The sequence below is a fragment of the Sphingobacterium sp. IITKGP-BTPF85 genome (genome assembly GCF_001006065.1).
GTDB classification, from domain to species: Bacteria; Bacteroidota; Bacteroidia; order Sphingobacteriales; family Sphingobacteriaceae; genus Sphingobacterium; species Sphingobacterium anhuiense.
In genome coordinates, this window is record NZ_ASZT02000011.1 from 13278 (window position 1) to 25036 (window position 11759).

Annotated in this window: 12 protein-coding genes and 1 pseudogene; 9 read left to right on the forward strand and 4 right to left on the reverse strand. The window is 34.0% G+C overall.

The features are described 5' to 3' along the window. The 4 genes and pseudogenes from L950_RS29375 to L950_RS37050 form a co-directional block, all read right to left on the reverse strand. Positions 1 to 690 (reverse strand): BNR-4 repeat-containing protein, encoded by a 690-nt coding sequence (locus tag L950_RS29375; protein WP_197086226.1) that lies wholly within the window; start codon positions 688 to 690, stop codon positions 1 to 3. Continuing rightward, positions 669 to 1259: a BNR repeat-containing protein gene (locus tag L950_RS29380; protein WP_197086227.1), complete on the reverse strand. Its 591-nt coding sequence runs from the start codon at positions 1257 to 1259 to the stop codon at positions 669 to 671. The genes L950_RS29375 and L950_RS29380 overlap by 22 nt, the downstream gene beginning before the upstream one ends. Before the next feature lie 108 nt (positions 1260 to 1367). Further along, positions 1368 to 2588, reverse strand: coding sequence for a DUF2264 domain-containing protein (locus L950_RS03750; protein ID WP_021191830.1), 1221 nt, complete (start codon positions 2586 to 2588; stop codon positions 1368 to 1370). Between the two features lie 13 nt (positions 2589 to 2601). Next, positions 2602 to 3713, reverse strand: a pseudogene (locus L950_RS37050) (glycoside hydrolase family 88 protein). Between the two features lie 595 nt (positions 3714 to 4308). Between L950_RS37050 and L950_RS03760 the strand changes: the two are divergent. The 9 genes from L950_RS03760 (at position 4309) to L950_RS03790 (ending at position 11706) form a co-directional block, all read left to right on the forward strand. Next, the gene (locus L950_RS03760) at positions 4309 to 4650 is read left to right on the forward strand and encodes a two-component regulator propeller domain-containing protein (RefSeq protein ID WP_084825354.1); all 342 of its coding nucleotides are present in this window, start codon (positions 4309 to 4311) and stop codon (positions 4648 to 4650) included. A 17-nt stretch (positions 4651 to 4667) separates the two neighbouring features. Then, positions 4668 to 5633: a two-component regulator propeller domain-containing protein gene (locus L950_RS03765; RefSeq protein ID WP_031289339.1), complete on the forward strand. Its 966-nt coding sequence runs from the start codon at positions 4668 to 4670 to the stop codon at positions 5631 to 5633. A gap of 179 nt (positions 5634 to 5812) precedes the next feature. Next, complete coding sequence (locus L950_RS37055; protein WP_410528089.1) at positions 5813 to 6085, forward strand: two-component regulator propeller domain-containing protein; 273 nt, start codon at positions 5813 to 5815, stop codon at positions 6083 to 6085. Then, positions 6066 to 7046 carry a triple tyrosine motif-containing protein gene (locus tag L950_RS03770; protein WP_231576835.1) on the forward strand — a complete coding sequence of 327 codons (981 nt, stop codon included), beginning with the start codon at positions 6066 to 6068 and terminating at the stop codon, positions 7044 to 7046. The genes L950_RS37055 and L950_RS03770 overlap by 20 nt, the downstream gene beginning before the upstream one ends. A gap of 9 nt (positions 7047 to 7055) precedes the next feature. Further along, entirely contained in the window at positions 7056 to 8279 is a 1224-nt protein-coding gene (locus L950_RS03775) for a response regulator (protein ID WP_031289341.1), read from the forward strand. 80 nt (positions 8280 to 8359) lie between these two features. Further along, positions 8360 to 8986: a 3'-5' exonuclease gene (locus L950_RS03780; protein ID WP_021191833.1), complete on the forward strand. Its 627-nt coding sequence runs from the start codon at positions 8360 to 8362 to the stop codon at positions 8984 to 8986. 10 nt (positions 8987 to 8996) lie between these two features. Next, positions 8997 to 10478 carry a DUF294 nucleotidyltransferase-like domain-containing protein gene (locus L950_RS03785; RefSeq protein ID WP_231576836.1) on the forward strand — a complete coding sequence of 494 codons (1482 nt, stop codon included), beginning with the start codon at positions 8997 to 8999 and terminating at the stop codon, positions 10476 to 10478. Positions 10479 to 10489: 11 nt separating this feature from the next. Beyond that, complete coding sequence (locus L950_RS31835) at positions 10490 to 10909, forward strand: putative nucleotidyltransferase substrate binding domain-containing protein (protein ID WP_231576837.1); 420 nt, start codon at positions 10490 to 10492, stop codon at positions 10907 to 10909. A gap of 164 nt (positions 10910 to 11073) precedes the next feature. Then, complete coding sequence (locus L950_RS03790; protein ID WP_021191834.1) at positions 11074 to 11706, forward strand: hypothetical protein; 633 nt, start codon at positions 11074 to 11076, stop codon at positions 11704 to 11706. The last annotated feature ends 53 nt before the right edge of the window (positions 11707 to 11759 follow it).

Below are 11759 nucleotides of genomic sequence, written 5' to 3' on the forward strand. Positions count from 1 at the left end.
TTAATGTTTGATTATATTTTGTATTGCCTCGAGACTAGGCGCCCATTCAATAACCCTGACCTTACTTGGACCAGATTCTAAAAGTCCTTCTCCATCCTTTTGATCAGTAGCTTGAACAAATAGTGATAATCGCCCCTTGTTTCGCCACATCTCAGTATCATAACTGGGTTCCCATGCTCCTAATGATTCGTTATTCAAATCAAATAGTTGATAATCATTATCCGTCACCTTATTTAAGTTCAAGACAGAAGCTCGACCTAATCTTTCCTTATCCCGGAACAAGAGCATGACAGCAACCCTATCTCCTTTCCCTTTAACCATTAATTGTGGTCTCGCTATAGGTATTTCTTTTGTCCCATGTCCACTCAAACTGAAAGACATTTTTCTAAAATCAAAAGAACGGACTTCCCAAGCACCTTTCCTATAATAAATAAGTTTATATTGAGGAATTGTAGAACCTGCAGCCCGCCAGTAAGTCGCAATAAATGGATTCCCATCATCATCTGCAGCCATCGATGTTTGATTGATCAATTCACTGTTTTGAGGAATACGCACCGCATATTCCGCTGTTGATTCCTGTATAGGTAATGTATATTGAGCTCCAGTAGTAGACTCCCAAGTGAGCCCTCCATCCTTAGAACAAGCATATGCCATATCATGATTACTGGCTACATCGGGACTTCTCGCCATACCCAAGACAAATGTATCGTTCCTTGGTTGTCGACATATGCCTGCCAATAAGCATTTCGTTTCCCTTCTCCATCGATTAAATTACGATGCAGTCTAGTCCATTTTTTATTCTTGGGATCATAATTATTCATAACAAGATTTCCTGATCCAGAACCGCCATCACGATAAAGAAATAATAATGAACCATCAGGCATTTTAAAAAATTCAGGATAAGTCACATACTGTTCATCTTCCCCGATCATAGACTGCTCAGGTCCTAAGTCCAGTGTATGCGGCTGCTTTGTTCGAGCATATCGCAACTGACCATTATGATGATCCCAACAAACATGTAAATATCCCTCTCCATCAATCATGATACTGATAATATTATGTGCATCCTTAGCTCTGCCCGTATATTCGGTAACCTGTAGCTGCCAGCTCTTCTCGTTCAACTTTCTTTTTCCTAATACAACTTTTCCCTTCTCGTTGTAGTAGGCTATGTATTGAAACTTCGCATCACTAACGAGAGAATTTTTTCGAAAAACAGCTGTATTGACCGTATTCTTAGCCCAACCGTCTCCAACTTCCATGACCTGAAGCTGCTTGCTTTGCGAAAAACAGAAATTTAAGGAAAGGATAAGATAAAAATAAATTACTCCAACTGTACAAAATGTTATTAATCTCATGACTCTTATCTATTATTGAATGACCTTACTTTGATCTTTTTTCCAATCCTGTCCAGACCAAATACGCTTCGAACTCCATTCTTCTTCTTTGGAAGTCCAAAAACTATCCGTTTCAGAAAGTCCAAGAGGTAAAAAAATAGTACTGCATAAATATGGACTCCCCTGATTGTTATAAAAATCCCCTAATCCGGGCTGATCTCCATATAAACCAATCGTTAACCAGTTTTGATGGTAAGTTGATGGGCTTTCAAATGTTTTCTTCATAACGGCAGATAAAGCGGCGCGAACTTGTCCTTCCGTTAACTCTTTGGGTAATCTCTTTTTCAATGCCATGTCTGCCAGGTGATGAAATGCTGCTCCACGATAAATTACTGACCGGCCCGATGGTGGAAAAGTCCCATCTGTATTAATCAACCTTTCCAATATAGTGGCATATCGTTGGTTTCGTAATTTAATTTTTGCAAACATGCTATCATAATTTTTAGTCTTTTGCTCGATGACATCCATAATTCCGGATAAAAAAGGATGAATGACATAACTATTATAATAATCATATGCGTAATGAGGACCATCCATATACATCCCATCTCCAACATACCATTGTTCCAGTTGTTGCAAAGCATAATCCACTCGCATAACATCCCAACCTGTACTGTACTGGGCTAAAAAAGCTTCATTCATAGCAGAAAAAAGTAACCAATTGGAAAACACCGGTCTGAATTGACGTGTCGTTTTGATAGCCTCAATCAAATGACCTTGGGTTACAGGATCCAGATGATCCCATAACCAAGGACAACGCAAAAAAGCAACTGAAATAAATGAGGCATCCACTAATTGCTGCCCACCTAGATCAAAACGCATAAAATCATTTGCATTACTATCCAAGGCATTTTTTAAGGCTTGAATAGTCCAATTGCGATATTGTTTTCTCAATGCTTGCTCTTCTTCCGAACCATCATTCAAAGCCAACCAAGGCGATATTCCGCTTAAAACTCGACCTAATACCTCTACATATTGTACTTGAATGCGATGTTCTTTATTGTCAACTGCAACAGAAGTAATTTGCGGCATATTGATCTTTAAACTGTCATGAGCCAGACTACGCATAACCGGTCTTGCCATACGATCCATCTCCTTTAGCCAAAAGGCTCTTGAAGTTTCTTTCCATGCCATAGGATTTCTCTTCTGCCCATATGTAACAGCGGCGAAGCTATGAATATCAATAATGTCCATACATTTTTCATCATTACTCGCTTAAATATCTATACATCTCAACACCTGCCAATAAAAATGCTCCGACACCGAATGGCGATGTTGAATGGGCATCAACCACTTGACCCGGTATGGCCTTTTCTCCTATAGGCTGAATATAACCTACTTTTCCATCACGCTGTAAAGCAATAGTACTTAAATAATACCAGCCTTTTTTTGCAGCACCCTCAAATTCGTTTTTGTTCAGAATACCATTATTAATGCCCCAAAGAAGTCCATAAGTAAAGAATGCCGTTCCACTGGATTCTTTACCGGGTGCATGTTCTGGATCCAGCATACTTCTCGTCCAGAAACCCTCCTTCTGTTGACACGCTACAATAGCATCGGCCATATCTTGAAAACGTTTTACATAATGTTTATAATGAGCATTGTCTTTGGGTAGATCTTGTAGCACTTTTGCTAATCCCGCGAATACCCAACCATCACCTCTTGCCCAAAAGTCTTTTTTCCATGGGCAGTCTTATGTTTTGGATAAACGTATTTTGCATCCCTATAATACAATTTTTCATCCTTATCATACATGATACCATCTGCATAATCCAAATATTCATGAAGTTTTTCTAAATAGAGCGGGTTTTTAGTTAAATTGTACATCTTAGTCATTACAGGCATAACCATATATAGTCCATCAGCCCACCACCAGTAATCATAATGTTTGGAATGAATTTGGTAATTCATCACTTCTTGCGCTCGAGCTATCTTGTAAGCTTTAGGGGCGATATGATAAAGATCAATATACGTTTGAAAACAGATCTGCCAATCGCCAAATAACACATAGTCATCGGTCTCCCCATAGCTATATTTCCAATTCGCTTTATCAGTTGATTTTGCACCCTTCCATTCATTAAAATCTGCCCAATCTTCTGTATATTTTAAGAAGTTTTTATTTTTAAACTCTTTATAAAACTCCATATTACCACTGTGATAAGCGGCTTGATCCCAAAATGCCCAAACTTGAGGCTTATGATTGGTCTGCCAATATTGATTAGCAACATTCAATTGGGCCAAAACATCACTCTTTTTAAAGTCTTGTCCAAAGACAGAATAAGTAATCAGAAGAAAATAAACAAGAACGTATTTGTGCATATCTTAAAATTTTAAGGTTTAAAAAATCCAATCAACAGGGTTTAGCAGATGTAAATATGATTGAAGATTGGTTATTCAAATCTAGATAAAATCTATACGGTCGATGTTTAATTTTAGTTTATTCAACATACAAAATGGGATCATTTTATGATTATAGCCATTGATTACATGTTTCTTTTGACTAAAAACGCATTTTTACGGAGCTTTTGATAAAAAAGAGACACAAACAAGAAAGTAATCAATTTTTAAAATAAATGTTTATATTACATTTATTTTAAATAACATTCTATATCTTTAAAGAAGATACCAATTTGAATCTGACTTTTTGAAACATTTAGATGCTCAAGTAAGACGGAAAAAATGAGCTATTTAAAGCTAACCATTATTGATTAAGGAATTAAATTAAGTTTCCCTTTTTTCTTGTGTTATCTAATTCATTGGCTCTTTAGACAAAGTTGATGCAAAGAGATATAAGTGAAGAACAAATTGTCGATCTGATTAGATTAAACCAATTGATTATGAAAAATACATATCAAACCTTCTTCTTCATTATATATTTACTTTTCTATATCCAAGTTAATGGTCAACAAATGGGATTGAATCCCATTACCAAAATAATGAATTACCCTCATTGACAATCAATCAAACTTGTCAGGATAAGGATGGGTATATCTGGTTTGCTTCTACACAGGGATTAAGCAGATATGACGCCTATAATATTTTAAATTTCAAATTGAAGACCAATGATGGTAAAACGGCTACCAACCAGAACATTAAAACACTAGTAGAATATCATAATTACCTCATTCTAGGTACAGAAAAAGGATTATATACATTAGAAAAAGAAAGCTATGTGATCAAACCCTTCAAAAATAACCTCCAATCTGCAACACGTATTACAACATTACTGATTGATAAAAAAACAGATTATGGGTAGGATCAGACAATGGTATTGTGGTATATAACAAAGACTTATCCATTATCCAAAACTATCAAGATGATCATAATTCCATTTATAAAATACCACCGGGGACTGTTAATACCATATTTGAAGATAAAAATGGCAATATTTGGGTAGCCATTTGGGAACAAGGGTTATTTAAATTAGATATACAAACAAATCAATTCGTTGCGTACCCAAAACTTGGAACACGTAACAATCCTTTTAAATTATTTGAAGATCATAATAAACAACTCTGGGTATGTACCTGGGGGGATGGAATTTATTTATTTAATCCAGACAATAGAAAGAATTTATATCAAGAAATAGAAATCAAAAACAAGCGTCGAAATATTGGAAAGGAAGATTTATTCTATAACATCGTTCAAGATCGGCATCGCAATTATATTTGGATACTTTCATTTTCTGGTATCTCTACTTTTCAATATATAGATGGTGCACTTCAAGAAGTAAATATGGCTCCCCATTTTGATCATACAACCAATATCTTCAATGATATTTATCAAGATAGATCAGGAACATTATGGTTGTCTATCGGTGGGAAAGGAATATCTACGATTAGTTTTGATAAACCTCTCATTCAAAATTACACCTTTAAAGAAATTAAAAGTCGATATAGCATTGCTCCCAATGTAAATATGTTATATCGAGATAAAAAGGGTATCTTTTGGTTTAATCTAGAGCGTTTTGGTTTTGGAAGTTTAAATCCTAAAGATGGTTTATTAAATACCTATAGTAACGCCAATCTACGCGAATTAATCTCCATTAGAGCTGCTAGCTGCGCCATTGATGTACAGCATGAACTGTGGGTCGGTTCTGCTTATGAAGCAACTATAAACGTTTTCAAAAAAAAGCATAACAATATCAAGTTAGACTATAAGATTGATCTAAAACGTGAAGCCAATCACTCCGGGTCCCCATCTTCTTTTTTCAAGATAATCAATCGAGAACTTGGATAGCGACAAACCAAGGTGTATTATATAGTGATCCAAAAAGCAAAAAAATAAAGCTCATCACAAAAATAAAAGATCAAGCGGTTAGCATAGCTGAAGATAAAAAATCAAATATCTGGATTGCCACCAAAGGAAGCGGCATTTATTACATCAATAAAAATAATCCTGATCAGGTACTCCAACATATTGGTCAATCAACAGCAGTTCTCAAAACGAATCAAATTGAATCCTTAGATGTTGATAAAAATGATAATCTATGGATTGGAACCAAAGATAATCGCTTACTCTATTATCAAACAGGTTTAAAGAAAATGGAGGAATTGGCAAATTCGGCTTTATTTGGAAAGAACCAACTTTTGGATATCGTTTGCCTAAATAATACCGTATGGCTTTCCAGCACCAGAAATATATTTAAAATAAATGCACTCAATAAAGACATTGGAATTTACATCGACTGACAGCCTGCAAGTCAATATGTTTTCCAAAAGAGCATTTACGATTGATAAGAAATCAAACTCGGTCTACTTTGGAGGATATAACGGAATGGTTAGATTGGATGATAATAGCAATATCCCAAATTATAAAGCTAAAGTGCAAGTAACAGATATCAAGATTAATAATAAGTCCATTGTCCTTGAATCCAATCAGAAAAAATTTAATTTCAATCAACAGATATTAACATTAGAACCCGAAGACCAAAATATAGAATTTTCCTTTTCATCCCTTGGCTATACCCAGGATAATAAACTTCGATATGCCTACAAGTTAGAAGGTATTGATCAGGATTGGATCAATGCATCCCGAGATCGAATTTTTGCAGCATATAATAATTTAGGAAAAGGATCTTATCGTTTTTTAATAAAATCGACTGATTTAAATAATAAATGGAATACGACGATTACTGAAATTAATATTTACAAAAAGGCTGCATTTTATGAGAGTAACTTAGCCTATTTCTTATATGCGTGTCTACTGATTGGTATATTTTACTATTTCATAAATTTTACTTTACACCGTTTAAAATTAAGAAATGATCTAAAAATAGCCCAAATAGAAAAAGAAAATGCACATGCACTGGCACAGTCCAAACTCAGCTATTTTACAAGTATTTCTCACGCCTTGTTAACACCACTAACCATTATTTCTTGTTTAGTAGATGATGTTCAAATGACCACAAAGCATCATTTAAGTCAGTTTGAAAAAATGAGATTGAATCTAGATCGCCTAAAACGCTTATTGCAACAAATTTTGGATTTCCGCAGAATAGAAAATAATTTGATGGAATTGAAAGTTAGTCAAGAATATCTGCCCACATTTATAAATCAATTGAGCCATGTGTTTTTTAACCCATTAGCCATTCGAAAAAATATTGAATTTGAAATCAATCATGGAGAGTGTACAACAGATAATCTACTATGACGCGGATAAATGGATAAGATTCTTTTCAATTTACTCTCGAATGCCTTTAAATATACACCTAGAGGTGGTAAAATCACCCTGTCATATTATATTAAAGAAGATAAAAAACAAAAACTGCTCTATCTTTTTGTACGTGATAATGGCATTGGAATCGATAAAAATGAGTTAGATAAAATATTTAAACCATTTTATAACAATAAGTCATTTGTAAATCAAGAAAGCAATGGGATTGGTCTCTCAGTAACAAAGGAGTTAGTTGATATTCATTTTGGTAAAATTACTGTTGAAAGTGTTCCTGATCAAGGAACCTGCTTCCAAATCATATTACCAGTTGATCAGGAATTTTATGTCAAAAATGGTATTCAGATATGGAACGAATCTTTTGCTAAAAAAGACGAAATTACTTACGAAGCAGACAAATTCACAACAGCTATCATTGAAGATACGAATGAAAATTCAAAACAACTACATATTCTATTAGTAGAAGACAATGAAGATCTTCAACAAACCATGTTTAGCATTTTATCAAAAAAATATCATGTTCACGTTGCCTCTGACGGTAAGCAAGGACTCGATCTTTTAAATAAAAATGAAATTGATATCATTGTTAGTGATATCATGATGCCTGAAATGGATGGGCTTTCTCTGTGCAGAGCTGTCAAACAAAATATGGAAATCAATCATATTCCAATATTGTTGCTAACTGCCAAAAATAGTATGGAAGATCGTATAGAATGCTATCAAGCTGGAGCTGAAGGTTACATCAGTAAACCTTTTGACATTCAAGTTTTAGAAGCCAAAATACAGAGTTTTATCATCAATAAACGGACGAAGCAAATCAACTTCAACAACAACACACAAATTAATATCGCTACTTTGGATTATACGCCTGTTGATGAACAGTTTTTACAACGGATGATCAAAGTTGTTGAAGAAAATTTAAGTGATGATCAATTTGATATTATCAAGCTCGGTGAGATTCTGGCACTATCCAAATCAACTTTGTATCGTAAAACCAAAGTTTTGCTAGATTTATCTCCAAGTGAATTTATAAAGAATATTCGCCTTAAGCATGCATGTCAAATGATGGAAAAAGATAAATCAATTACAGTTAGTGAAGTGGCATTCGCGACAGGTTTCTCTGACCCAAGATACTTTGCAACTTGCTTCAAGGCATCATTTGGGATAACTCCTACTGAGTTTCAAAAAAATACAACTGCACAACATATTTGATCAAACTGTCTTTTTCATCTTTTAACTATCCATATCATCGATAATTTACTTATTTTTAATAATAAATAGAAAAATACTTTTTGAAAAAATACATATTATTTCTTGATACAGAAACCTCAGGGTTACCCGAAAAATGGGATAAAAAATATAACAATACACAAAATTGGCCCCGTGTACTTCAAGTTGCATGGATAATATATGATTCAGATTTTAATGAAATTACACGCACAAACAAATATATTTATGAACCCTTTATTTTTATCAACCGAGAATCTGAGAAAATTCATGGTATAACACCACAGTTTTTAAGAGAAAATGGTGTCAACAAAAAAGATGTATTACGTAAATTAGCTTATGATTTAAAAAAATACAATCCCTTAATTGTTGGACACTTTTTATCATTCGATTTACAAGTCCTTGCTGCTGAATTTGTCAGAACTAAACTCAACATGCCATTTAACCATTTAATTTATTTCTGCACACTATGGCATAGTAAAAAGTATGTCAGAAATCCCCATAGAGTTCACCTGAATCTTTCACTGCTCCATGAGATGTTATTCTCGACCATACCTCAGTCTTTACATAATGCAGTAACGGACGCCGAAATAACTGCAAAATGTTATTTTGAGATGGCTAACAGAAATGAACTGACGTCCGAAGATATTGAAAATCAACAGGCCCGTTTCTTTAATTTATTTCAAATCTAATTTTGAACCTATGCATAATTCTGAAATTATTTTATCCCTATTAAAAACTACAGCCCCTTTCCATGTACTGCAAGAATCTGTACAAAAAAGTTTAGTGGATCTGATGACAAAATGCACATTTTCAAAGGAAGAACTTATTTACCGACAAGGAATAACAGATATAGATGGAGTAGATCTCATTTACAAGGGACAGTACGAAACATTCTTTCTCGATAACATGGAGAATAAACGATCAATCGAAATCCACGAAAATCCTTATTGTTTTGGCGGAATTTCAGTGCTTTTAAATCGGAAAAAAGCATTAAAATCAGTAATGGTAAAAAAGGGGACAATCATATATCGATTGCCTCGTAAAGATTTTTTTGAACTTTGCAACGCCAATGAGGAGTTCTTTCATTTCTTCACAAATGCTTTTGGCCGTAAAATGCTGGAAGAAGAATTTTCACATTTTGTAAAATCCCCTGCATCATTTGAAGAAAGTTATTACGCAGCAGATCAACTCTACTCCCGTAAGATTGATAATATCATTTATAAAGATATCGTCTCAACAGATTACAATACGCCCATTTATGAAGCTGCAAAAATAATGTCATCCAATAAAGTGAGTTGCATTTTTATTATGCAGAAAGATAAAATTGTTGGGTATGCAACAGATATAACACTCCGAGATAACGTTATTGCAAAACAAATCCAGGCTGATAAAGCTATTGGAACCGTTATGGATAATCCTATCGTTAGTATTTCTAACCAGGCAATTCTATACGAAGCGGTATTGATGATGTTTAGAACAAAAACGAAGTATTTATTAGTTGAAAAAGATGGAGAGTACGTTGGCTTCTTGAGCCGTAACCGCTTATTAAGCGAACAGGGACAATCACCTTTAGTTTTTATACAATCCGTAAAGCTCGCGGAGTCATTAACCGAACTTAAGGATAAGTGGGATAATGTACCGAAAATCATCAACCAATTACTCGGCCGAGGTGTCAATGCCGCTGTTGCAAACCAGGTTATTACAATGATTGCTGATACCATTGCCATAAAAGTGATTGAGAAAACGATTCACAATATGGGACCTCCCCCAGCTAAGTTCGTATTTATGGTAACAGGAAGTGAGGGCAGAAAAGAGCAGACCTTAAAAACCGATCAGGACAACGCCATTATTTATGAAGATAAAGCCAATGAGCAACGTGAGTACGTGAGAGACTACTTCCTTAAATTCGCCAACCAAGTTTCAGATGACTTAAATAAAATTGGATTTGTCTACTGTACAGGAGGATATATGGCCAGTAATCCCGCATGGACACATTCATTATCACACTGGAAAAATAATTACAAAAGTTGGATCGAAGATACCATACCAGAAAATGCTATTAAATTTTCCACCTTCTTTGATTGTAGAAGACTGTATGGTGACAAGGGAATCATTGATGAACTTAAATCTTTTCTCAATCACGAATTACAAAAACCCAACGAACGTTTTTTTCTTTTATAGCGAAAAATGCTTTGCAATATGAACCACCGCTAACCTTCTTCAATGCCATCAAAACACAGACTATTGGTACTTCAGAATTTCTAAATATCAAAAAAGCAATGAATCCGATTGTAGATCTCGTACGGGTATATGCATTAAAAAACCTAATCTATGAAGAAAATACCGGAGTTAGACTTAAGAAGTTAGTAGAAATAGGAGTTTTCACACAATCCCAATATGAAGAACTTAGTCAATCCTATTATTATTTAATGGCTCTTAGATTAAAAAATCAAGCAAATCAAATTATAACAATAAAATCAAATCCCGATAATTACATCCGAATTGACAGTCTAACGAAAATAGAAAAAGCAACATTAAAAGAAATTTTTAAAACTATTAGTAATTTTCAATTAGGTATAAAATTTAAATTCACAAACAACCTTTTAGGATAATTCCGATCGCATTAGACTAAAAGATCTCTTTAATTTATTATAAACAGACCACATGAATATGCAATTTATAATAAATTTAAAATTTAAAGCCTCAAATCTTAACTTTTTAGTATATATTAGAAGCAATCATTACTTTTGTAAAAATCTGTAACATCAATTTATATATGCATATTTTAAAATCATTAATTATCACTGTATCTCTTCTATGTGCGCAACAGCAATTCGCATCGGCTCAAGCTCCAGTAGCTCAACCAACAACAGCGAGTGCTAATAAGTTTGGCCCAGAAGGTTTGAGTAAAGGTAGTCTTGCAAATCAGTTTGACCATTTGAACTACATATCAAAAAATAATTATGATTTCAAGATGGTGCGCAAAACAAATCTTGAAATTATCAAAAAAAATGTAGTTGATACTGTAAGTAAACTTCAGAAAGAAATTAACACCTTAAAGTCTGCTAGTTCTAATTATGGATCAACAACAAAAGGTTTACAAGATAGTGTTCAAATTTTAAAAGATCAATTAGCGCAAGAGCAAGAAAAAGTAGATAGTTTTTCATTTTTAGGTATTAATACGACAAAGTCAGCTTATAGCAGTATCGTGTGGATAATTATTGCTGTACTTTTAATCAGCACCGTTACATTTTTATTTTCTTACCGCAAGGCTAAGGTGAATACTGATGAATATCAAAAAACAGCAGATCAAGCACAAGAAGAACTTGCATTATTCCGTAAAAAAGCGCTTGAAAAAGAACAAGCTTTAAAACGTCAACTTCAAGACGAGTTAAATAAGAAATCATAAGATTCTAAGATAGATAATTAGGGGCAATCCACATGATGTGAATTGCCCCTATT

Coding starts and splice junctions, on each gene's coding strand:
- L950_RS29375 (WP_197086226.1), bottom strand. CDS start 690: ATGGCGAGAAGTCCCGATGTAGCCAGTAATCATGATATGGCATATGCT.
- L950_RS29380 (WP_197086227.1), bottom strand. CDS start 1,259: ATGGAAGTTGGAGACGGTTGGGCTAAGAATACGGTCAATACAGCTGTT.
- L950_RS03750 (WP_021191830.1), bottom strand. CDS start 2,588: ATGGACATTATTGATATTCATAGCTTCGCCGCTGTTACATATGGGCAG.
- L950_RS03775 (WP_031289341.1), top strand. CDS start 7,056: ATGGATAAGATTCTTTTCAATTTACTCTCGAATGCCTTTAAATATACA.
- L950_RS03785 (WP_231576836.1), top strand. CDS start 8,997: ATGCATAATTCTGAAATTATTTTATCCCTATTAAAAACTACAGCCCCT.
- L950_RS03790 (WP_021191834.1), top strand. CDS start 11,074: ATGCATATTTTAAAATCATTAATTATCACTGTATCTCTTCTATGTGCG.